24 protein-coding genes, 1 tRNA gene and 1 pseudogene are annotated in these 22,477 nt (G+C 47.1%); 13 read left to right on the top strand and 13 right to left on the bottom strand.

The genetic code is table 11. The features are described 5' to 3' along the window. Positions 1–293 precede the first annotated feature (293 nt). A complete protein-coding gene (locus QUA88_RS26715) occupies positions 294–638 on the top strand; it encodes a hypothetical protein (protein ID WP_333208822.1) in 345 nt (114 codons plus the stop codon). A 152-nt stretch (positions 639–790) separates the two neighbouring features. Here QUA88_RS26715 and QUA88_RS26710 read toward each other — a convergent pair whose 3' ends face one another. Then, complete coding sequence (locus QUA88_RS26710) at positions 791–1,348, bottom strand: single-stranded DNA-binding protein (protein ID WP_333274750.1); 558 nt, start codon at positions 1,346–1,348, stop codon at positions 791–793. 9 nt (positions 1,349–1,357) lie between these two features. On the opposite strand from QUA88_RS26710, the gene QUA88_RS26705 reads away from it, so the two are divergent. Next, on the top strand, positions 1,358–1,513 hold the full coding sequence (locus QUA88_RS26705; RefSeq protein WP_333274748.1) for a hypothetical protein: 156 nt from the start codon (positions 1,358–1,360) through the stop codon (positions 1,511–1,513). Positions 1,514–1,561: 48 nt separating this feature from the next. Here QUA88_RS26705 and QUA88_RS26700 read toward each other — a convergent pair whose 3' ends face one another. Further along, the gene (locus QUA88_RS26700; RefSeq protein WP_333274744.1) at positions 1,562–4,105 is read right to left on the bottom strand and encodes a mannose-1-phosphate guanyltransferase; all 2,544 of its coding nucleotides are present in this window, start codon (positions 4,103–4,105) and stop codon (positions 1,562–1,564) included. 570 nt (positions 4,106–4,675) lie between these two features. On the opposite strand from QUA88_RS26700, the gene QUA88_RS26695 reads away from it, so the two are divergent. Both QUA88_RS26695 and QUA88_RS26690 read left to right on the top strand, forming a co-directional pair. Further along, positions 4,676–4,873 (top strand): hypothetical protein, encoded by a 198-nt coding sequence (locus QUA88_RS26695; protein ID WP_333030091.1) that lies wholly within the window; start codon positions 4,676–4,678, stop codon positions 4,871–4,873. A 7-nt stretch (positions 4,874–4,880) separates the two neighbouring features. Further along, positions 4,881–5,618 carry a class I SAM-dependent methyltransferase gene (locus QUA88_RS26690; protein ID WP_333053930.1) on the top strand — a complete coding sequence of 246 codons (738 nt, stop codon included), beginning with the start codon at positions 4,881–4,883 and terminating at the stop codon, positions 5,616–5,618. Positions 5,619–5,865: 247 nt separating this feature from the next. Here QUA88_RS26690 and QUA88_RS26685 read toward each other — a convergent pair whose 3' ends face one another. After that, entirely contained in the window at positions 5,866–7,533 is a 1,668-nt protein-coding gene (locus tag QUA88_RS26685; RefSeq protein ID WP_333274741.1) for a hypothetical protein, read from the bottom strand. A 535-nt stretch (positions 7,534–8,068) separates the two neighbouring features. Between QUA88_RS26685 and QUA88_RS26680 the strand changes: the two genes are divergently transcribed. Then, positions 8,069–8,299, top strand: a complete 231-nt coding sequence (locus tag QUA88_RS26680) for a hypothetical protein (protein WP_333274738.1) — start codon at positions 8,069–8,071, stop codon at positions 8,297–8,299. A gap of 45 nt (positions 8,300–8,344) precedes the next feature. Here the strand turns inward: QUA88_RS26680 and QUA88_RS26675 are convergent, their stop codons facing one another. Beyond that, entirely contained in the window at positions 8,345–8,824 is a 480-nt protein-coding gene (locus QUA88_RS26675; RefSeq protein ID WP_333053933.1) for an NUDIX domain-containing protein, read from the bottom strand. 152 nt (positions 8,825–8,976) lie between these two features. Here QUA88_RS26675 and QUA88_RS26670 point away from each other — a divergent pair, with 152 nt between their 5' ends. Both QUA88_RS26670 and QUA88_RS26665 read left to right on the top strand, forming a co-directional pair. Then, a complete protein-coding gene (locus tag QUA88_RS26670; protein ID WP_333274735.1) occupies positions 8,977–9,678 on the top strand; it encodes a lipase in 702 nt (233 codons plus the stop codon). Between the two features lie 257 nt (positions 9,679–9,935). Then, positions 9,936–10,136, top strand: coding sequence for a hypothetical protein (locus tag QUA88_RS26665; RefSeq protein ID WP_333274732.1), 201 nt, complete (start codon positions 9,936–9,938; stop codon positions 10,134–10,136). Positions 10,137–10,141: 5 nt separating this feature from the next. On the opposite strand, the gene QUA88_RS26660 is transcribed toward QUA88_RS26665, so the two are convergent. Together QUA88_RS26660 and QUA88_RS26655 are read right to left on the bottom strand one after the other, a co-directional pair. Then, positions 10,142–10,462 carry a type II toxin-antitoxin system RelE/ParE family toxin gene (locus tag QUA88_RS26660; RefSeq protein ID WP_333274730.1) on the bottom strand — a complete coding sequence of 107 codons (321 nt, stop codon included), beginning with the start codon at positions 10,460–10,462 and terminating at the stop codon, positions 10,142–10,144. After that, on the bottom strand, positions 10,459–10,725 hold the full coding sequence (locus QUA88_RS26655) for a hypothetical protein (protein WP_333274727.1): 267 nt from the start codon (positions 10,723–10,725) through the stop codon (positions 10,459–10,461). Before QUA88_RS26655 ends, QUA88_RS26660 begins: the two co-directional genes overlap by 4 nt. A 256-nt stretch (positions 10,726–10,981) precedes the next feature. Between QUA88_RS26655 and QUA88_RS26650 the strand changes: the two genes are divergently transcribed. Both QUA88_RS26650 and QUA88_RS26645 read left to right on the top strand, forming a co-directional pair. Next, the gene (locus QUA88_RS26650; protein ID WP_333274724.1) at positions 10,982–11,212 is read left to right on the top strand and encodes a type II toxin-antitoxin system Phd/YefM family antitoxin; all 231 of its coding nucleotides are present in this window, start codon (positions 10,982–10,984) and stop codon (positions 11,210–11,212) included. Then, entirely contained in the window at positions 11,209–11,598 is a 390-nt protein-coding gene (locus QUA88_RS26645) for a PIN domain-containing protein (RefSeq protein WP_333274721.1), read from the top strand. The genes QUA88_RS26650 and QUA88_RS26645 overlap by 4 nt, the downstream gene beginning before the upstream one ends. Positions 11,599–11,718: 120 nt before the next feature. Here the strand turns inward: QUA88_RS26645 and QUA88_RS26640 are convergent, their stop codons facing one another. Both QUA88_RS26640 and QUA88_RS26635 read right to left on the bottom strand, forming a co-directional pair. Further along, positions 11,719–12,078: a hypothetical protein gene (locus QUA88_RS26640; protein WP_333274718.1), complete on the bottom strand. Its 360-nt coding sequence runs from the start codon at positions 12,076–12,078 to the stop codon at positions 11,719–11,721. A gap of 2 nt (positions 12,079–12,080) precedes the next feature. Then, entirely contained in the window at positions 12,081–13,052 is a 972-nt protein-coding gene (locus QUA88_RS26635) for a hypothetical protein (RefSeq protein WP_333274715.1), read from the bottom strand. A gap of 245 nt (positions 13,053–13,297) precedes the next feature. On the opposite strand from QUA88_RS26635, the gene QUA88_RS26630 reads away from it, so the two are divergent. The 3 genes and pseudogenes from QUA88_RS26630 (at position 13,298) to QUA88_RS26620 (ending at position 15,852) form a co-directional block, all read left to right on the top strand. Next, positions 13,298–14,653: an NB-ARC domain-containing protein gene (locus QUA88_RS26630; RefSeq protein ID WP_333274713.1), complete on the top strand. Its 1,356-nt coding sequence runs from the start codon at positions 13,298–13,300 to the stop codon at positions 14,651–14,653. Between the two features lie 473 nt (positions 14,654–15,126). Beyond that, on the top strand, positions 15,127–15,468 hold the full coding sequence (locus tag QUA88_RS26625) for a DUF433 domain-containing protein (protein ID WP_333262919.1): 342 nt from the start codon (positions 15,127–15,129) through the stop codon (positions 15,466–15,468). Between the two features lie 3 nt (positions 15,469–15,471). After that, positions 15,472–15,852 (top strand): annotated as a pseudogene (locus tag QUA88_RS26620) (DUF5615 family PIN-like protein). Between the two features lie 288 nt (positions 15,853–16,140). On the opposite strand, the gene fba reads toward QUA88_RS26620, so the two are convergent. The 5 genes from fba to QUA88_RS26595 form a co-directional block, all read right to left on the bottom strand. After that, a complete protein-coding gene (gene fba / locus QUA88_RS26615; protein ID WP_006633469.1) occupies positions 16,141–17,220 on the bottom strand; it encodes a class II fructose-bisphosphate aldolase in 1,080 nt (359 codons plus the stop codon). 192 nt (positions 17,221–17,412) lie between these two features. Next, positions 17,413–17,484, bottom strand: a tRNA-Lys gene (locus QUA88_RS26610). Between the two features lie 67 nt (positions 17,485–17,551). After that, positions 17,552–18,421: an aldose epimerase family protein gene (locus QUA88_RS26605; protein ID WP_445243075.1), complete on the bottom strand. Its 870-nt coding sequence runs from the start codon at positions 18,419–18,421 to the stop codon at positions 17,552–17,554. A gap of 134 nt (positions 18,422–18,555) precedes the next feature. Continuing rightward, positions 18,556–20,634 carry a CapA family protein gene (locus QUA88_RS26600; RefSeq protein WP_333053955.1) on the bottom strand — a complete coding sequence of 693 codons (2,079 nt, stop codon included), beginning with the start codon at positions 20,632–20,634 and terminating at the stop codon, positions 18,556–18,558. Positions 20,635–20,646: 12 nt separating this feature from the next. Continuing rightward, positions 20,647–20,802 (bottom strand): hypothetical protein, encoded by a 156-nt coding sequence (locus tag QUA88_RS26595; RefSeq protein ID WP_333053957.1) that lies wholly within the window; start codon positions 20,800–20,802, stop codon positions 20,647–20,649. Positions 20,803–21,890: 1,088 nt separating this feature from the next. On the opposite strand from QUA88_RS26595, the gene QUA88_RS26590 reads away from it, so the two are divergent. Then, positions 21,891–22,202: a DUF6679 family protein gene (locus tag QUA88_RS26590; protein WP_006633466.1), complete on the top strand. Its 312-nt coding sequence runs from the start codon at positions 21,891–21,893 to the stop codon at positions 22,200–22,202. Positions 22,203–22,477 lie beyond the last annotated feature (275 nt).

Below are 22,477 nucleotides of genomic sequence, written 5' to 3'. Positions count from 1 at the left end.
GTCCCGCCCGTCCACTCATGACGGGCGGGACGCCCATCCCACAATAACAATTAAAATTGTAAGTTATTTAATTCGCGCTCCTTAAAAACTCCAGAGTAAGGATGCTAAATATCGAATCGAATTAGCGCGGCGGTGTTTGCGAGACTTGGGGGTATAATGCGCGATCGCGGGCTTCTCTAACCTCAGACAGAAGCAAGACAGATGCAGAAATACGTCCTAAGAGTTTTGCGATCGCCCCTAGCATCAGGTAAGCTTCTTGTTAATTATTGCGCTTTGCTCAGGAGAAAAAATTTATGCCAGATATGTCCGGTCAAGACCCCTCGGAAATTAAAATGGCGACGGTTGATGAAGAAGAAAAAGGCGCAACGTTTAGCGGTACGGTCATCCTTGCTATCGATGCCGAGGCTGGGGAAGTCGTTTTCTTCAGAGACTTTTTGATTGAAGATTATAAAGGCGAACTTACCGCTTATCTGGCAACAGATGGCAATATAACGAAAAGCATTGATTTAGGCGAACTTAAGCATAAGAGCGGCAGCTTTAAGCTGCCAATTCCGCTGGGGACGGATACATCACCCTACAATACAGTCGTGCTGCGCGACGAAAAAAGCAAGAAAAAAGTTGTGACGATCGAGCTGTAAAATTTGCAATGAGAGCTCGTAGTTCAGTCAAATTCGTTAGTGCAGCCCTCGAAGAGGAGCGCCCTCTTTTTTCCTGAAGTGCGATCGCTCTTAAATTAAGGTGCGTCACTTTCGATCGAACAGTCGAGTTGTAAAGTGATGCACCCTAATTTTTAAAATGGAATCGGATCGTAATCGGGATTTTCCGGTTCGTTAGACGAACCCGACTGGCGATCGGACTCAGAATTAGACGACTGATGGGAGTTCCAATCCGAACTAGACGTGCGGTTAGGGCCGCTTGGAGCGCTGTTAGAACTGCGGTTCCGCGAGCCTAAAGGTACTACATTGCTCGGCACATTAGCCGGGGCGGTGTCGCGAATTTGAGCCGGTTCCGGGGCGGTTCTAGTTGGAGGAGCCGAACTCATGGCATCGGCGCCGACACTGTAAATCCTTTGAGCTGTCAGTTCAGCGCGCTTTTCTTTAATACCATCTCTTTCGATCGTATTCATGCTCAGCCGTCCCTCAATAATCACGCGATCGCCCTCGTGATATTTCTCGTGAATTTCTTGAGCAAAATTGCCCCATCCTATCACTTTCAAATGTTCGGGCGGATCTTCTGGTTTTGGGCCAGGAAACTGCACCAACATCTCAGCGATTTGAAGTTGATTGTCAGGAGTATAACGGAGTTGCGGTTGTTGAATTATTTCCGCCATCAAAATGCAGCTATTCATCTGTTCTCTGTGCGTAATTGGGAATTGGAAGAAGAAGGAAGAAGGAAGAAGGAAGAAGGAAGAAGGAAGACGGAAGACGGAAGAAGGAAGAAGGAAGAAATAGCTATCCGTGTACCGATGACTTGTGGGTCTTGCTTTGGGGAATTGCCAATTGCCAATTGGTAATTACTGATTTTTCTGCGCCCGATCGCTATTAGTTGTCACCATGACGGATTACACGTTACCAAATTTATCTTGGAGAACCGCCGCCTCGGCTTGAGTGACAAAATCGTGAACGAGGGCGCGGTACTCCTTCAACGTTTCAGATACCCAATCTCGATCCTCACTGTTGGCGAAGATATGAACGGTCGGTTCACTAGCATCGGGTAAAACTAATACCCAATTGTCGTCGCTGTAGTTAAAAATCTTCACTCCATCTAATAATTCTAAACGATCGGGCGAATGAGTTTCTACTAAATGTCGCATCAGCGAACCCTTGATAGTCCAAGGACAGCGGACGCTGTAACTGCGGTGGGTGATGCGGGGAAGTTCCGCCTTGATCTGTCCGAGCGATCGCTCCTGAATCGTCATCATTTCTATCACTTTAGCAATGCAGAACATTCCGTCAAATCCGGGATGCAACTGCGGGAAAATAAAACCCATAAGGCCGCTGCCGCCCAAAACCACATTCGGGTTCCTGTTAGCGGCTTCCATCAAAGCAGTTGGGTTCGCCTTCGTGCGGATTACCTTGCTTTGATAGCGTCGGGCGATCGCCTCCACCGCAGAAGACGCATGAACCGGCACTACTACTGTACCTTTGGGATGAGAAGTCAGCATCAAATTTACCATCAACGCCGTCAGCATTTCCCCACGAATCGCTATCCCAGACTCATCTACCAAAATGAGCTGTTCGCCGTTAGCCGATACCTGCACTCCAAAATTAGCGCTGAGTGCTTTCACCACCCGGCCGAGTTGGTCGAGCAAATATTCCCGTTCCCCGTTGCTTAGAGAAGTCTGTTTGAGACTGGCATTGAGAACCACCGCATCGCAGCCGAACTTGGCAAGCATTTGGGGCAGAATTGCTCCAGAAACCGCGTAAACGTAATCGATTACCACCTTAGAATTGCTGTAGCGTATTGCCTCAACATTCATCTGCCGCTCAAAAATGCGGTTGTAAACATCGAGAGCTTGGTTAAAGTACGTCATCTCTCCAATTTCGGGAATTAGAGCTCGCCGCAAATCTTCCTTAAAATAAGCCCCCTCGATTTTTTTCTCAGCTCCTTTTGTAATATTGATGCCTTTGATATCGAAGAATTCAATTAAAATGTGGTCGGAGCGATCGGGCGAAATGCGAACATGAATGCCGCCAGCAATTGATATCGTAGACGAAACCGTGCGCGCGATCGGAATTGCCGTCGATTCCAAATTGATCACATTAATTCCCACCGACATCAAACCCGCAATCAAAGACCTCGAAACCATCCGCGAAATGCTCCGCTGGTCACGAGAAACCGATACCGCAGTCCCCGGTTTTAAAGTCGAGCCATAAGCCGCGCCCAATTTCACTGCAAATTCCGGGGTAACATCCACATTTGCCAGTCCTTGAACGCCACGCTGACCGAACAAATTCCGCTTAGCTTGTTCTCCCCAAATTAAATTTTGATTTAACAGAGCGCCGGATTCAATATTTTTGCTCGGCCAGACGCGCACGCTCGGCCCCACTTGTGCTTCTTCTCCCACGATGGACATTGAACCGACGACAGCACCTTCGAGGACGTGAGCGCGCCTGTCTACGCGGGTACTCCGGCAAATCACGCAGGCCCTAAGATGAGCGTCTTCACCGACAATTGCTCCGTTCCAGACGATGGGACGTTTGAGATTAGCGTCGGCCCCCACAGTCACGTTATCTCCGATCACAGTACCTGCATCGATTTTAACTCGGGCTCCAATTCGGCAATTGTTGCCGATCATGGCCGGTACTTCGACGATCGCGCTATCGTCAATAAAAGTATTTTGACCTACCCAAAGTCCCGATCGAACTTCGTTGTAGTAGCTCAAATCCAGTTTGACCTTTCCCCGCAGCGCGTCGTACTGAGATTCCCGGTAAACATCTAGCTGACCGACATCGCACCAGTAACCCTCGGCGATGTAGCCGTACATCGGCTCATTTTTTTCCAGTAGCAGGGGAAACAAGTCTTTCGAGAAGTCGCACTCCTGATTTACCGGCAGGTAATCCAAGACTTCGGGTTCTAAAATATAAATGCCGGTATTGATAGTATCGGAGAAAATTTCGCTGCTAGAAGGCTTTTCCAGAAAGCGACTGATGCGGTAATTTTCCTCGGTAATCACGACCCCGAATTCCATCGGGTTGGGAACGCGAGTTAAAATTAACGTGGCTTTGGATTGCTGGCTACGGTGAAATTTGATTGCTGCGGTTAAGTCGAAGTCTGTGATGCTGTCGCCGCTGATGACCAAAAAAGTGCGATCGAGCAATTCAGCAATATTTTTGACGCAACCAGCCGTACCCAGCGGTTGGTCTTCCTCCACAGCGTAAGTCATTTGAACGCCAAACTCTGCCCCGTCAGTAAAATATTCGCGCATGACATCGGGAAGGTAGTGCAGCGTCGCAATAATTTCCGTAATCTGATGCCTTTTTAGCAAATTAATAATGTGTTCTGCGATCGGGCGATTCAGAATCGGCACCATCGGTTTGGGCAAATCGCACGTCAGGGGTCTGAGCCTAGTTCCCGATCCCCCAGCCATCAGCACTGCACGCATAAAATCCTCCTTGCTTAAAAAGCTCTCTACCGCTATTGTCCGCTAGAAAAAGTTTGCCTGCTGTAATTCGTCGGCCGCGAGCTATCAGTTCTTAGTTAATTATCTTCGAGTAGTGACACGTCTGGTAAATCCCGTTCGGCCAGGCCGTCCCCCAACAGCAACCGATTTCAACCGAATTAGAACTTGCGGCATCGCACCACTCCCCCGGTCGAACTCGGATTTGTAGGGGATCTTGGGTGATACCAGTTAAAAAAAAGAATGCAACTGTAGGCCCGTACTCGAAACCCTTATCTCATCATTCCTTCCCAATTCTTTAATTCTTCACTTATTCAATCTTATAAGTCCTCAGAACGATCGACTTTTACCAGAAGTCCCTTCTTGCTTGCTCGGTGAAAGCTATTTCGGGGGTGTTATTTTTAAGTTTGTGGCCAGCGGGGATTTTGCAGTCTCTTTCGGAAGGTGGAATTACTACAGCTATCGGTGTGCCTTGGCGTCTGATAAATGATAGATTAAGGGTAGCGCTTTGACTAGCTGACCCAAAATCCTATCCATTGCTTAGGGGTTTTTTAAATGAGTACGTTAATTAGCTTGGCATTGCTGATCGCTTACGGTGGCGGTATTTGGAAATTTTGGAATGGGTTCGATCGCACTAACTTCGATCGAAGTTTTGCAAATCGCCTTAAGCTCTCGCTGCTCTGGCCCGCGTTAATTTTTAATAAGCCTTACCGCCAAAACTTTACAAAAGCTCTCAAAGCTTCTAAAAGGTAATTCAAGAATGTCTAAAAAGTCCGAACGCCCAGCAAGTACAAGCGAGCAAACTTGGTTTGCCAAAGGCAAATCAGATAGCTGGCAAGTTTTACTATCGCAGGTTGCTGCCCGGTTCGATCGCGAATACCGAGGAGAAGCTTTCGCCTTACCCGAAGAAGTCGAAGCAATGCCGATTTTCCTGGAATCAGTCGCAGGAACTCTCCAAGCAAAAACAGTTTCTCCCTTCTGGAAAATTGCCAAACCTCAAAAAAATCAGCGCTGTTTAGACATTGGCTGCGGAGTCAGCTTTCTCATCTACCCTTGGCGGGATTGGGAAGCCTATTTTTATGGTCAAGAAATCAGCAGCGCAGCGCGAGACGCCTTAAACGCTCGCGGCCCTCAGCTCAATTCTAAGCTGTTCAAAGGCGTAGAATGGGCCCCCGCTCACCAGTTAAATTACGAAGAGGCTCAGTTCGATTTATGCCTCGCTACAGGCTTTAGCTGTTACTATCCCATAGACTATTGGAATATTGTCATGGGAGAAGTAAAGCGGGTACTAAAACCGGGCGGTCATTTTGTTTTTGATGTCCTCAACCCCAATGCTCCTTTAGCAGAAGATTGGGCAATTTTGGAAACTTATCGAGCCGGCGAAGTATTTTTAGAGACAATAGAAGATTGGGAAAAAATGATTAAAGCTGCAGGCGCTAAGGTAGTAAAAAAGCAAAGTGGTGACTTATTTCAAATGTATAAAGTTCAATACAATTGAGAGATTAAGGGGAATAGGTAATTAGCTTTGTAGTCAAAAGTTCAATCGTCCCCAGCCTGGTCAGGCGGACGAAAAACAACTTCGTTCTTAGTTGATAAAGTAGGGTGCGTCAGCAAGTAGAAATTCGTTTGAGAAGCTACAAATATTCAAGCTGACGCACCCTACTAACTACTAACTACTATTGTTTATAATTGCTTATAAACTCAACGAAGTTTTACAATACCGATTGCCAATTAGCGATGCCCAATTAATTTTCGGTAGCCGCAGGAGATGGCGCTGCTTCCGGCGATGGTGACGGCGACACTTCGGCAGCAGGAGATGGCGCTGCTTCCGGCGACGGTGACGGCGACACTTCCGGGGCAGGAGATGGTGCAGCTTCCGGCTGCGGAGACTCTTCGGCGGCAGGAGATGGTGCAGCTTCCGGCTGCGGAGACTCTTCGGCGGCAGGAGATGGTGCGGCTTCGGGCTGCGGGGACTCTTCGGCGGGTTGCGGTTGAGGAGAAGGCGACTGTTCCGCGGCTGGTTTCGGTTCAGGCGAGGGCGACGGTTGAGCCCCTGGCTTGGGTGCGGGCGGCGACGGTTGGGCCCCTGGCTGCGGTTTGTTTGAGGGGGCAGGCGGCTTCTCGAACTGCGGTTTCACTTCAGTAGGCGCTGGGGATGGCGGCTGGCCTGTTGGTCTGCTGGGCGCTGTCGGCGCGGGCGCGGGCTGCTGCTGGCCTGGTGGGTTGGGCCTGGTTGGGGTGACAGGAATGCCACTACAAACTTTTTCGTCGTACTTAAACTCGACATCCAGTTGGTAAAGCTTGTGCGTGCTGGCTGCTTCAAATGTTAGAGAAGGGCTAATAATCGCAATTTTAGCCGCATTATCGAGAATACCGTAACCCGTGGGGACGATCGGCTGTGGCTCGGCCTTGAGCAAGCCTTGAGGGCTGACAACTGCTCCAAAAACTGCTCTTCCTTGGAGTTTTTGTGAGCAAGCTGTTACGGGATAAGGCACAGGCACAGGAGTCGGGCCTGTCATTTCCAAGTCAGGATAAGCCTTTTTGAATTTCTCAAACAAAGCAACATAGGTCTCTCCAGCCGCCAGCAGTGTCTCTCTGTCGGTGGGTAAGTTTGAACCCGGTTGACCGGACTGAGTTTCTGCGATGAGAGTCCTTTTATTGGGATCTTTTTGAGTCAATTTTGGTACTCCATCGGGTCCCACATTCCTGCCAATTGGGAATTCCGGGGTAAAGACTGGAGCTCCGTCTGGAAATAGTGGCAGTCCGCCTCTACTGGCTATAATCCTTTTGAGCGCTTCTGCTTCATCTTCCGAGCCGCCGCCGGGAATCTGGGGCGCTTCATTCAGCGATGGTGGTGGCGGGATATTGCGATCGAAATTACCAGGTAAAGGTGGGAAAAGGAAACCGCTAGGAGGTACGGGTGGGACGAAAGTGGGTATTGGCTGGGAGGGGGCTCTGACTATTGGGGATGGAGTTGTGGGAGGTGGCGGGGCTGTTGGGGCCGTGAAGGGCGGGAGAGGGGAAGGAGGGAGAGGGGAAAAGAATCCAGGAGGGGGCATTCCCGGCGGCATGGCGGGCAAGTTGATGGTATCAGGTGCGGGGGGCAAGGGTGGGGCTAACTTGGGCGCTGGTGGAAGGGGAACTGGTGCGATCGTAAATGGCGTAAATCGCGTATTAGACGGTTTCGGTGGTATGGTTTGTGGCAGGCGGCTGACTTCTGCGGGAGTTAGTTCTACTAAGCCGACAGAACCGGGGATATTTTTTGAGGAATTTCCACCATAAAGTATGTTTGAGAGCGTCGGGGCGGTTGCTCCGAGGACTCCGTGCAGGCCCACAGAAGCTAGGGCTGCCCACCAAAAAGGCTGGCGCAGCGGTTCGGAAAGGGTGTTGGCTAGGGAGGAAGAGTCAGTCATTTAAATTTTAGATTTTAGATTTTAGATTTTAGATTGGGGGATTGTTCGATTTTAGATTTTAGATTTTAGATTGGGGGATTGTTCGATTTTAGATTTTAGATTTTAGATTGGGGGATTGGGGGATTGTTCGATTTTAGATTTTAGATTGGGGGATTGGGGGATTGGGGGATTGGGGGATTGGGGGATTGGGGGATTGGGGGATTGGGAGATTGGGGGATTGGGAAATTGAGTGATTGGGGGATTGGGGGATTGGGGGATTGGGAGATTGAGTGATTGGGCGATGGGTAATTTATATTGTTGTGGTTGTGATTGAGTGTGAATTCGTTTTAATTTTTAATGAGGAGAGGTTGGGAATTCAAAGGTATAATTGTAGCACTGTCGGTATCGAAATTGCCCGATCGACTTTTATTGAGATTTCGCGACCCTCACATCAAGCACTCAAGCCTAGAAACCGGGTTTTTGGGCTGGTTCCACGCTGGTATAACAACCGCCAATCGGGTGAGGACGTTGTTAATCGCTGAAACCATTGTTTTTCTTGCCTAATGCCTTTGACCCAATCCTCTACGCGGTTTCTCAGGTATTGTTGAGAATGGTCAGCAGGCGTCAGGCGGGCGGGACTGGGGCGATGGAAAAAACAGACTGCACCGCTGCTATACCGTCTTTTTTCGGGTTCTGGAGCGCCACTAATTTATTAAACACGATCGATCCGTTCGATCGACCCCTGTTTCCAATTCGGTTACACAACCGGATTCATCCGTGGAAGTAATTATTCAATCCAAAATCCCAAATCCCAAATCCAAAATCTATGGATTCACCAGCGATAGCGGTAATTTTTAAAAGGAGCTCCCTCGATGGTGAGCAAGTCGATGGGATAAATTGGAGCGCCGCTTGCCATATATTGAAACATTTCCCGAACTTCCTCTCCCCGCAACGACAACTGGTCTAATTCCTTGAGAGAATACCAGCCCGCGCACAAAGTATGCTCATCCGGCTTACTCTTGGGCGGCGTCTTATCTTGTGGACGAGCCACAAAAATGACTCGGAGGCGCACATTGCCCCTAGGCATCACTGTGTGCTCTACCCGGAGAATTCCCTCAACGATGATGGAAATGCCCGCTTCCTCAAAGGTATTACGCATAGCAGCTTCGAGCAAAGTTTCCCCTTTTTCCACTCGCCCTGCTGGGAGATACCACTGCTGCTCGTACTTGCGCTCTTGTACCAGTAGAAAACGGTCTTCTAAGTGAACGACAACTAGGGTAAAATACCATGTTTGAATCGGCTCGCGAGCCATAGAAGTAGATATTCCCTAAGCAAAAGGTTTAACGAGTGGCAGATGTTAGCAATCCAAAGGATGCTTCGGCAAGTGTCTTTTAACTTGAAAAACAGATCGTAGCACTCCGACCGCAAAATCTAAAATCTAAAATCTAAAATCTAAAATTGACAATGCCATTACCAACCGTGATTTTACCAGGATATTTTGCTGCTGCTTCCGACTATCGGGAATTAGAAAAGTCTCTGGTCGATCGAGGTTTCCCAACAGTAACAGTGCCTCTGGGCAAGGGAGATTGGTTGCCGACTTTTGGCGGGCGGTCGATGGTGCCAATTTTGCGACAGCTCGATCGCACGGTCAAACAAATGTTACAGCAATACGGCGTTCCGCAGATCAATCTCGTCGCTCATTCCGCTGGCGGCTGGATTTCTCGCATCTATTTGGGCGAAAAGCCTTACACCATTCACGGCGACGTGCTTGAGGACGCGGGTTTGTGGGAAGCTCACCCCTGTGTGAATACTTTAATCACTTTAGGCACGCCGCACGTCTCTCAAGAGCGCTGGACGCGCAAAAATCTAGATTTTGTCAAAATTCACTATCCAGGGGCTTTTCACCCGCAGGTGCGCTACGTGTGCGCTGCTGGGAAGGCTGTTTTTGGCAAGCGCGGTTTTGGGACTTGGCTGGCTTACAAAAGTTATGAATTGACTGTGGGGAAGGGCGAAACTTGGGGAGATGGAATTACGCCGGTGGAAGCTGCTGTTTTGGACGGAGCCGAAAATCTGGTGTTGGAGGGGGTTTGGCATTCGCCTCGTTCTCCGGGGAAGTGGTACGGTTCGCCGGAGGTTTTGCCCGCTTGGATTGGGTATTTGTGTTAGAAACGAACCGCTTCGAGGTGCGTTAGGGAAGCACTTCGTAAGCGGTTTTGTCGCGAAGGAAGAAGCAGAAGAAAATACTAGGGGCGGCTTTTGTTAAAACCTAGATCGGAATCGAGTTTACTCCTACGAAACTGGCCTTTCCGATGCGATGTTTGCTTAAATTTTTCCTCACCAACTGAATAGATTGAAAAAATATTTTATCTGGCATTATCGGTAAGATTCAGAAGTTACGGCGAACCACAAAATCAAATTCTACGTTGGCTGGGGTGGAATTGGGCGACAATGCTACTGTGCGCTTGGAGGCAGATAAGGAACCTCAGCCGGATGGTTTGTGGAGAATTGATGCAGGAGGTCGATCGCAAATTAGTGATGATGATTATGTGCGATCGCACTCTGTACAATCATCGCAGTGTTTGGTATTTGGTGCGAGGGGCGATCGCTTTTTATTGACTATTTGAGGCGATTACTCTGGCGGTTCAGTATCGAGAGGGGCTTGACGGCGGTGACGAATATGTAATATCGCAATGGTATCGCCCTCCACCACAAACAGAATCCGATAGGTTCTTCTTTTACCAACCCAAAGTTGTCGAATTTCCCGACCAATGATGGCAGCTTCGGGTGCAACTGAGCAACGGTAAGGAAACTGTTGCAGGGATGCGATCGCATCTTGGAGGTCGTAGTACCACTGATTTGCGGCATCAGCACTCAGATAATCGCACATCCAACGGTAGGCGTTTTCAATTTCTTGAAAGGCGGGTGGTTGGATTAGGACTTGATAACTCATAGACGAGGAGGGATGTTGAACTGCTGCTGTAGCGCTGTCATCGCTCTCTCGGCCCGAATACCTTCACCTCGATCGAAGCTTTCGAGTCCTTTGCGGATGCCGATGATGGCTTCGAGGTAGTCGATGCGCTCTAGCAGTTGTTCGTAGGTATTGAGTTGGCCGTGTGGAGTGGATTTTAGCGATCGTACCAAGCTAAGAAGATCTGGGAGCAGTTCGTCAGGGGTGCTATCGATTTCTTGGATGAGGAGTTCTTTGATGGTCATCGCGGCATCTGGTGGAGAATTGATACTTTGATTATAACGAGTGTCGATCGCCCCTTATTGACCTCGACCCGGTTTACTATCGGCAAAACCTGACCCTTCCGAGTATAAGAAAGTGGCGATCGCACTCCGTAGAATCATCGCAGTGTTTGGTATTTGGTGCGAGGGGCGATCGATCTTTTTTCACTCAAGCATCGCTTTCCGTCTAATCCTCGCATTATCATAGTAGAAAGAGAATAAGATTGTCAAAGGTGAACAAATGGCACAAATTACCACGACTGAATTACCTCAAACCCTCCAGACTCTATTTATAGAGGTCGAACGTACCAAAACCCCCCTCACCATTATCCATGAAGGGAAACCATTAGTGATTATCTATCCTGCCACTACCCAAACCCCACGCCCCGTGTTTGGCACAATGAAAGGAAGCGGTGAAATATTAGGAGATTTAATTGCTCCTGTCGCCGAACTATGGGAAGTTTTAGAATGAAACTTTTACTCGAGACCCACATTTGGCTTTGGTATTTACTCGGCGATCAACGCCTATCTCTTCAACTTCAAACCGCGATCGCCGATCCTAATACTGAACTTTGGCTGAGTCCAATTAGCATTTGGGAGACGCTCATCCTTGCAGAAAAAGGAAGGATATCTTTACAGCCAGATCCGGTTACATGGGTTAACTTAGCTTTAAAAACTCTGGAAACTCGTGAAGCCCAAATGAATCACTCCATTGCCATTTTAAGTCGCGAGATTGCACTACCCCATCAAGACCCCGGAGACCGATTTATTGCGGCCACAGCTATTTATTATGGGTTAATATTAGCTACAGTTGATGCCAACCTTACAGGTAATTCGGTGCTACAAACACTCAGTTAGGCAATATTTTATATTTTTGTAGGCGATCGCTCTTTCATTTGAGGCGATCGGTCATCATAACAAAGAAATGGCGATCGCCCTTTGTTTTTTATGCTACGAGCGCTCTTTGTAGAATCATCACTAGGGCTGAGATTCTGCGTTATTTTTCTGAGATTCTCCTTTGCTTTTCTGAGATTCTCCTTTGTTTTCCTTTGTTTCTAAGTTAGTTACCTTTGTTTCTAAGTTAGCCACCTTTGATTCTAAGTTAGTTACCTTTGATTCTAAGTTAGTTACCTTTGTTTCTAAGTTAATTACCTTTGTTTCTAAGTTACTAACTTGCCCTCCGTCACATCTTGTCATTAAAAATATAACTATAACAAGAACTAAGGCATAAACAAAGGATTTGCGTATAGGTGTTCTATTTTCACGTCCATAAGACTTGATAACTCGATAGTCTATGCCATCTTCTCGATCGCTATATTTCGGTTGCTCTTCAGACATATTTAACTCCTTGTTTGTAATAGACGAACGATTAATGGGCGCAACTCATCTGCACTTCTTGCACTGACTGTAAAAATCCAAGAATCATTGTTGGAAAATTCTTCTATTCCTAATTGAGTGCAAGCCTCATTAATGTTTTGAATCATTCGAGTGAAAAGAGGTTTAGCATCCTCTTTGAAATCACTAAAATTGGTTGGCAAACATCCATTATTAATTAATTTCTCAATTAAGTCTTTTTTGTTGATGACAAATATAACACTTGTCAAGTTCTGGCTGTATAAGCTGTTAAAGAGTAATTCTAAGGATGCTTGATTGATGTATTCATAGTGTTCTCGAACCCTTTCTCTGATTTTATCTACTAACTTATTTCCGTTATTAAGCCATTCAAGTAGAGATCGATCATCAAGGGGATTGCCTTGCTCGTCAATTATTCTAGGTACAATATCTACCATGAATATAATGGCATTAAGTACGCGACTGCCTTTAGGGCCAAAAAAATCTGCCGAATTGTTAATTATTACCTGGCTCGGTGTTTGCCCTCTGTAATCCGCTACTTCCACGTCAGTATATTGACCCAAATTTAACTCGTTTCTATGTAGCTGAACTCGGAAACGACGATATTCAAAGTTTTCAGTCAATCTTCTCTTTGGATCTGCTGGATCTATAAATGTAAAAGCCGTTTCTATAAAAGTAGTTTTACCACTCCCATGACGACCAAAAATTAAAATTCTATAAATTGATTTGTCGATAAATAGGCTGATTAGTAAGTCATCGATCAAAACCTCCAATTTTCTTCCTATCGGTCCAAATAACAACGCTCCAACTGGAGTTAATACAAAAAGTGTAACAGTTACAGCAGCTTGCTTATCTAAGGTTTTAGAAGAAAATATCAACCATATAATCCCAAGTGCAACAATTAAGGGGACAATGACAATACACAAGTAAACAACGATAGCACGATCCCTGTTATTCATATTTATTTAACCTCTATTGAACCGAGACAACAACCTATTTAAGGTATAAAGCTGAAAGCATTTAATCCCTAAATTAACTATTTACTACTTCTGCTCTGGTTCTTAGAAATCCGAATTATTTTAATAAAAAAATGTTCAATTTTGCCGACACTTTCATTCTCCTGAATCTATTTTTGTCCAAAAATGTACTAAAAAGCCGGAAATGTGAGCTATAATACACAAAATTCTGGTGTCTACCTAAACCGATGAACCTAAAAGAAGCGTTAAAACTCGCCGATCGCATAGTTTTCGAGAAAACAGGTCAGCACCTTGACGATTTACAAGAGGCGGTACTGCGGGGAACTCTAGAACGCGAGACATACAAGCACATAGCCAAAGATTTTGACTGTTCTGAAAGTAGCGCTAGGAATGCGGGTTCGGAATTATGGCGGATTCTTTCAGAAGAATTAGGGGAAGATGTCAATAAAAAGAATTTTTGCTCGGCAATGCAGAGGTGGCAAGTTTCAAATGTTTCCAATTTTGCAAAAGACGTTGTAGCAATTAGTAGTTTTAACACCTGTGGAGAAGCCAGACATCCGCCAAACATACCGAACTCACGCCCACCAAATCAAGAAACCTCACATCAAGATTTAAGCCATATGCCAGAATTAGGCGATTTCTTCGATCGCACTCCCGAACTCCACACCCTCACAACCTCGATTCTACAACAACGCTGTCGCCTCATCACCCTCACCGGCATCAGCGGTATCGGCAAAACCACCCTAGCAGTACAACTCGTACAACAAATCAAACACGAGTTTGAGTACGCAGTTTGGTACACACTAGACGAATTCCCCACCATCGATAAATTTCAATCTAACCTAATACAGCTTTTTTCCCAGTCAGAAAAAGAAGATTCATCCCCAACAAACCAAAAACGCTTACCACTGATTAAGTATTTACAAAACCATCGCTGTTTAATCGTCTTAGATGACGTTCACAACCTTTTCTGTAGCGGCGAATTGGCAGGAAAATATCAACCACAAGCCGAAGAATATCGCTCCTTATTCAAACAAATAGAAAAATTATCCCATCAAAGCTGCTTGATGTTAATCGGTTGGGAACAACCGAGAGAAGTGACTCAAGTTAAAAACCAAAATACTTCCATTCGCACCTTACAAATCCAAGGTCTAGGCATCGCCGCCGCACGGGAAATTCTCAGAGATTATGGGTTAGAAGAAAGCGACAACAGTGAAACTCTCATTCATCGCTACCAAGGCAACCCCCTATGGTTAAAAAGCGTGGCGAATCTGATTCAAGACTTGGGAGGAGGCGTGACAGAGTTATTACCAAATGATACGATATTGTTGCCAGAAGATTTGAAAGATGTTTTACAGCAGCAGTTCGATCGCTTATCCGAACTAGAAAAACAAGTAATCTCCCTGTTAGCGAAAGGAAGCCAGCCAATCAACCGGGCAAAATTGCTAGAAAATGACATAATTCCGGCTTCAGATTTGCTAAATGCGCTGCAATCTCTATCGCGGCGCTGCTTGATTGAACAACAAGCAAATTTTTACACGATTTCACCTGTACTGAGGCAATATGCGATCGCAGCAATGTAATTTAGGTACATAGTGGTAGGGTGCGGATACATCGAAAATCCCTAAATAAAGCTCGACAATCTTATAGATCGCCACATTACGCTTCCTAATTCATAAAAAACATCCCAAAATTCTGTAGGGGCGGGTTCGCCAACCATTCACGCTCAAAATGAATAATATTATAAACCCGCCCCCGCCCACCAACAATAAAAATGTACGATTAATTTATTGGTAAAATGTTGATGTAAACAATGGCGGATGAGGGCGGGTTTATGAGGTTGTTTGTGGGTTTCATAAATGGTTGGTGAACCCGCCCCTACAAATTGGGGTTTATTATAAAAATATAACCTGTCCTAACACGGGCAGTTGCTATATTAAAGGCTTGGAGGCATTATTTTCGTCCATCAAACCAAGGTGATGACCACCCGTGCGATCGCGGACTGAATAGAATAAATTCGATAGAATAATCAGTAATCGCAATTCCATTGTTTGCCATGACGCTAAAAGAATTAGAGCCTCAACTCCTGGCACTCTCTGACGACGAAAAAGCTCAAGTCGTTCAACTCCTCACTCAAGGTAAAATCACTCCTTGGCGCGGTATTGAAAAAACGCCTGATGTTTGTGGCGGGAGTGCCTGCATTGCTGGCACTCGCATCACCGTTTGGGGACTTGTAGAAGCTCGTCGCATTGGCTACAGTGAAGCTGATTTACTCACAAGCTATCTATCGCTATCTGCGACTGATATTGCTAACGCTTGGGCCTATGCTGAAGCCTTTCCCGATGAAATTGAAACAGAAATTCGGGAAAACAATGAAGTGATAGACGAGGATTTGTAGCCGATGGCACGTCTCTATGCCGATGAGCAATACCCCTATCCTGTTGTAGAATTACTGAGAGCTTTAGGACATGATGTTTTGACTGTCCAAGAAGCAGGCAGAGCGAATCATATCATGTCCGGTCGAGCGATCGCGATTTTTGTAGGGGCGGGTTCACCAACAATAGCGGCAAATAATTGACCATCTCAAAAACCCGCCCCGACCGGGATATTATGGTTAATTGATCGGACATGATATCAGAAAATTCCTAACCCGGATGTTTTAGCTTTTGCTACTAGCGAAAAACCGGTCGTCATTACCGAAAACCGTAAATATTTCTTTCGGCTGCACCGCATACACCCCCTTCATGCTGGCATTATCGCCTGTACGAACGATCGCAATTAAGAAGCACTGGCTAACCGAATCCACACCGCGATCGTAGCCGCAGAACCTTTGGAAGGTAAACTGATTCGCGTTGTGCGCCCTGCTTTGTCACCGTAATACCCCGTTGATTCTTTAGTCTCTGAGAGAGGGACGAAAGTTTGTGTAGGATCTGTTTCAACCGCCGATCGAGGGAATAATCAACTACTGCTATACATAAAATCGCACAAACAAAAACCGGGCAACTTCAAAGCTACCCGGCAATCATAACTTTAGACTTCAGACAAAACTAAAATCTAAAACCTAAAATTCTTAAACAGCCACAGTCTTCTTAGCAGAAGAGCTCAATTCGCCCTTAGCATACTTAGCTGCAAAATCATCCAAAGATACTTGCTTAATCTTTGTACCGTGACCGGCGCAACCGAAAGAATTATAGCGATCGCTACAAACCTTCTGCATATACTTGATCGACGGCTTCAAGAAGTGGCGGGGGTCAAACTCATCGGGCTTCGCAAACAAAGCTTCGCGCACCGCAGCGGTAATCGCCAAACGGTTGTCAGTATCGATATTGATCTTGCGAACGCCGCACTTGATGCCCTTTTGGATTTCTTCCACAGGTACGCCGTAGGTTTCGCGGATTTTGCCGCCGTTGCTGTTGATGATTTCCAACAATTCTTGGGGCACAGAAGAAGAACCGTGCATTACCAAGTGAGTATTCGGCAAGCGGCGGTGAATTTCTTCAATGCGGCTGATTGCCAAAATTTCGCCAGTCGGCTTGCGAGTGAACTTGTAAGCGCCGTGAGAAGTGCCGATAGCGACTGCTAGAGCATCCACGCCGGTTTGCTCGACGAAATCAACAGCTTGTTCGGGATCTGTCAGCAACTGATCGTGAGAAAGCGCACCTTCAAAGCCGTGGCCGTCTTCTGCTTCGCCCATTCCTGTTTCCAGAGAACCCAAACAACCCAGTTCGCCTTCAACGCTAACGCCGATCGAATGAGCAACATTGACCACATCGCGAGTAACTTGAACGTTGTACTCGTAGCTAGCGGGAGTCTTAGCATCCGCTTCCAGAGAACCGTCCATCATGACGCTGGTGAAACCTTGGCGCATGGCAGAATAGCAAGTGCCGGGGGCATTGCCGTGGTCTTGGTGCATGGAAATGGGAATGTGAGGATAGGTTTCAACTGCTGCCAAAATCAAGTGGCGCAGAAAATTTTCGCCAGCGTAGGAGCGAGCGCCGCGAGAAGCTTGCAGAATCACGGGGCTGTTGGTTTCGTCAGCAGCGCGCATGATCGCTTGGATTTGCTCCATGTTGTTGACGTTGTAAGCCGGTAGGCCGTAACCATTTTCAGCCGCGTGGTCGAGCAGCAATCGCATAGGTACAAGCGCCATAGATATTCCTCCTAATTATTTGTGATTTTTGGGCAGTGAATTTTGGACAAGCTTAATTCTTACGATAATATTAAGACAATTTGCGACCGATCGCGCACTATCTTTCCAGATTTACTAAAAAGTTCAACAAACAAAATTTTGAGTTCCGAGCATTCAGCTCAAAACTCAAAATTCTTAACTCACAAATTTTTATGGGTCGCCCGGGATTTGAACCCGAGACCAATCGGTTAAAAGCCGAATGCTCTACCGCTGAGCTAGCGACCCGCGAAAACATTGTTACCGCACACAATTTCTAATAGTAGCACCCCTCATTTGAAATAGCAAGTCTTTTTTAAATAAAATTTGCAGTCATGCGAACCAGCATCTCGCAAGTCGCGCCGGGGGGCAAATAAATCAAGTGTTCGCCAGTGTTGAGGGCATTTCGAGGAGCAGTCCAAGGTTCCAAACAGTAAAAATCCTTGCCCTTCACCATCCAGAAAACCAACTTCCCGTAGCTGGAGTTGTAACTGACGGTCAGCCGCAAGCCGGTCGCCGCGTCAGTGACAGTAGCAGCAAGACCAGTGAGTTCGTCAAAGGAAACATCAATTTCATCCAGCGTCGGGTCAAAAACCCCAGTGAAGTAACCCTTGGTGTGGGTGTTCTGATCTCTGTACTGCATCCCCGGAATCTCAAAGCGGAGCTGAGATTTGTCCGTCGCCAAAAAGTAGGGGTGCAAACCACTAGAAAACGGCATGGGTTCGTCAGACAGATTGGTGTATCGCTGAAAAATTTCCAAAGAATTGCCTTTAATCTGATAAGTGAAGGCTAGTTGGAAATCAAACGGATAAACAGCCAGCGTCTTGTCGCTGCTGTCGAGAATCAGCGTCAGAGCGGCGCAACCCTCCGTAACTTGTTCGCCTATTGTCCAAGGCAAGTCTCGAGCAAAGCCGTGCTGTTTGAGCTTACGCTCCACTCCCTTGTGCGTGTAAGTATTGTCGGGGAGATTGCTGCAGATGGGAAACAGGATGGGAATCCCGCCACGTACAGTTAGATCGGGATTGGCGAACCGTTCCGCGTCCAAATAGAAGATTTCTTTGCCTTCAACCAGCCAGCTAGTGGCAATACCGCCCCGTTCCGGCACAACTTCTAGAGTAGAGTTAGCGGTTTCGTCGGAGAGGATATAGGTTTTGTACTGCTTTTGCTTGAGCGCGATCGCAAACACATTTCTCATCGGTAGTAGGTCATTGATCATTGGTTGTCAGTAAATCGATCGTTAATAATTGGTCGCTATTATCTTGATGTTCACCCATTACCGCCCCTATCCTCCCCCTGCATCCTCGCTCCGGCCCCCACCGGCTAACCAATGCTCCTAGCTATAGGAGGCAGGGCGATCCGCTGCTTGGAGCCGTTGCTGGTGGTAGCTGGAACGATCGCGGAGGCCGAGTGCCCTTTGAGTGCGACTTCAAAAGATACAGCCCGAGTCGGGGGAAGATAGCTTTGGGGACTCAGCACCGATCCTTGATTGGGAGATGGGGGCGAAATAAACGGTTCTTTGATGAATGGCTCTTTTGTAAACGGCTCTGGTTCCCGGCTGGGATTTTGAGGTTGAGTAGGGTAGATGCGGGGCGGCAAATTTTGATTCGGAGGCGGATTTGACTCAATTGCAGGCCCTGTCCCGTTCGGGAAAAATGAGGAGTTGTCCGGCTGTTGGGGCGCAGCCGGCAAAGCCGGCAAAATCAAAGTAGGTTTGGGTTGTCCGGGGCCTTGCTGATTGCTTTCACCGTCGCTGGCCCCGGAACCTCGCCCCGGCTGGTATGTACCGCTCTTTACTGCTCCTGGCAAGGTCGAATTTGGAGTTTTTGATGCCGCTCCTGGCTGGAGTAGGGCTTCGAGAACTACAGAAGATCGCATCGGTCGATCGAAAATACTAGAAATTTGCTCAATGCGTTTGAGGATGCGATCGGCTGAGGCTCCCTTGACCACCTTCGGCTGAAAATTTTTCACCTCCACAGGCAGAAACTCTACCTTCATATTCCTGTCTTTGAGCGATACTTTCAGGACTGCGGTATCGTAATCCCTGCGAGCATTCGGGCCGAATATAAAATTACCCAGCGAGTAAACTATCGGGCGGCCATTGTAAATTTCTGCACCTTGCAGTACCTGGGGATGGTGTCCCACTACCAAATCAGCTCCTTGGTCGATCGTGAACCGAGCCAAATCAATCTGCCCGTCCCCCGGATAATCTGCCAATTCGACTCCCCAGTGGTAATTAACAATAATCCAGTCTACCTGACTCCTAAGAGCTCGAATATCCTCCGCCACGCGATTGTTGCGGCGGGGGTTAATGCCCGCTTTCCCTTGGTCAGCGACGTTCAGCTCGGCATCGTAATAACCGAGGTAGGCAATCCGCTGACCCTTAACTTCAATAATATCTGGACGCCTGGCTTCTTTAATATCTCTGCCGGCTCCCAGGTGTTGAATCCCACTATTATCTAGAGTATTCATTGTCTCCACCAGCCCCGGTTCCTCGTAATCCATAGCGCGGCTATTTGCCAGATTGACAATATCCACTCCTCCGGCTGTTAATACTTTCACCGATTCTGGATCGGCTTTAAAATTTAATTGTTTTTTAGCAGAGCCCAATGTAGAGCGAGTCAGGGAGTTTTCTAGGTTAACCATCGCCACATCTGCTTGCCGATACTCGTCCATATTGGCGAAAGCCCATTGGTGATCGTTGGCTGCAGATGATCCGAGCGCATCCGATAGATTCACATTTCCTCCGAACATCAGCGTTACTGTTGGATCGTAAGGATTAGCAACTTGCTTTTGCTGAACTACTGGTACCACTTCTAAGGCTGCTTGCACCGTATCCGCACGTTTTGGAGGCGGCCCCGAAATTACCGCACCTTGCTGGTAGCCGGATACTGAAGAGCCTAACTGCAGGGCCACAGCCTCGTGGTAGCTGACCCAACACCCTAAAATAAATGAGGCAAGTGCCGATCCCACTAGCAGCAGAGAACGATACGTTTTAAATTTAACCCAATCGACGATCGGTAGGGAACGGTAACGCCGTCGCTGGCGGTTTGCCGGAGTGACAATTCGCACTGACTGTTTCCAGAGAATGTCTGCATCCCCCGCCAAGCGCGCCTGAATTCGCACTCCTTCTACTGCTGGCGAGTTGAGTCTCCAGAGTTGGTGGCAAATAAATTTGACTAAGCCTTCCCGGATAGTGCTCCCCAGTAAGGTAGTATCTGGCGCAAATTCGCGCTGGAATTCTACGAGGATTTGGACGCAGCCGGCCTGAGCCTGTTCGACGCGGGCATAAATCCCTTCGGGGCGCAGCAAGCTGTCAATCCAGTAATTCAGGGCTTGAAAGTTGCCCGATCGCGCTAGCTCTAAGATAGACGGCTGCGACCAATTTTCTGCGTACACCATCAATTAGCCTCCTTAATACGCACGAGCGATGACTCCAATTTGTGTTGAACCGAACCGCAATTCTTTTAGCTTAACCGCCACAGGTTCCGCTGCCCGTTTTGAAGCTAGTTGTTGGCCGCCACCATTTTCTACATTTAGGGGCTGCCTGCTGTCAGTGATTTTTATCACACTCCAGTCAATCGATTTTAGATTTTAGATTTTAGATTTTAGATTTTAGGTTTTAGGTTTTAGATTGAGGAAAGAGGGGGTACTGGGGGCTAGAAATCACCTCCAAACACTCTTGTTTCTGGGGGAGTTGAGGCCAAAGAGAGCGAGAAATCTGAGGCAGAGTCTGTTTTTATTGTCGCTGTTTGAGTGTCGCTTTAGAGCTTTCGCTTCGAGATTTGAGATTTGAGATTGAGCCTTGACGGTGTTAGTGGGCGATCGAACAATCGATTTGAGATTTTAGATTTGAGATTTTAGATTGAGTTCATAGGGGGTACTGGGGGCTAGAAATAACCTCCAAACACTCTTGTTTCTGGGGGAATTGAGGCATAAGAGAGCGAGATATCTGAGGCAGAGTCTGTTTTTATTGTCGCTGTTTGAGTGTCGCTTTAGAGCTTTCGCTTCGAGATTTGAGATTTGAGATTGAGCCTTGACGGCGTTAGTGGGCGATCGAACAATCGATTTGAGATTTTAGATTTGAGATTTTAGATTGAGTTCATAGGGGGTACTGGGGGCTAGAAATAACTTCCAAACACTCTTGTTTCTGGGGGACTTGAGACATAAGAGAGCGAGATATCTGAGGCAGAGTCTGTTTTTATTGTCGCTGTTTGAGTGTCACTTTAGAGCTTTCCCTTCGAGATTTGAGATTTGAGATTGAGCCTTGACGGCGTTAGCGGGCGATCGAACAAACGTCGAAACAATAGCTTTCTGGGGGACTTGAGGCAAAACAGAGCGAGATTTTAGAGGCAGAGTCTGTTGTTATTGTCGCTGTTAATCGCGATCGCCCGAGTCAAGTCCTAATGCTCGGATCTATGCTGGCAAATGCCTCTCACGAGAGATGCCACTGGCTGCACAACCTGTAATTGGATAAATGGCGTACTGGATAGATTTGGTGGTAAAATCGAATTTGGTAACTCCCATCGGTACCAAAGTTGCGGAAAACGTGAAACTGGCTAGTCCATACGGCTGTGCCTTCCGATGTAAAACCCAAAGTACGTTACGGTAAACAGACCATATTTTAAGCAAGTTACACTGCGCAGGAGAACTGACAAATGCTACAGCGCAAAATCTATCAACTCTGTTGTGATGGTCGTGAGGTTTCTATTTTTCTTCGAGATCAGCAACGTTGGATAGAGCGCGCTCGTATCCTAGATATTGAAGGGGATCTAGTCACGCTGCGCTACGAAACCGACGAAGAAGACGAAATCAGCTCCTGGGAAGAAATGGTGCGTCTTGAAAGTATTGGAGCTGTATCCCAGAAGTTGGCTTCGGTATCCCGAACTAACTGCGAACCCCTAGTTTCTGACGATTGTCCCGAAGCCGAACAAATTCGCAATCACTACCCGGACTCGAATTTGGAATAGTTTTGAGCTCGCGCTTGAGGCACAAGGAAAACTTGGGGGAAAAGAAAACGGCTTTTCTCCCTTTTTTGTGGAGAAATTATGCAAAAAACCCAGTTTAGGCCAAAAATATTCTGGGTTGTTACCCCATAAGCTATTTTGCCTTTAAATTTAAGCTTGATGGCGGGAGTTCCTGCTCAACCCCTACTCCCCACAACAGCGTAAGGAATGAGAATTAAATAACTTCCACTCTTGAAAGTGGGATGGGCGTCCCGCCCGTCCAAAAAGGACGGGCGGGA

The sequence above is a fragment of the Microcoleus sp. D3_18_C2 genome, from assembly GCF_036702395.1.
Classification (GTDB): domain Bacteria; phylum Cyanobacteriota; class Cyanobacteriia; order Cyanobacteriales; family Microcoleaceae; genus Microcoleus.
Note: the sequence above shows the minus strand (reverse complement) of the source record. Positions and strands in the feature narration are given on the sequence as shown.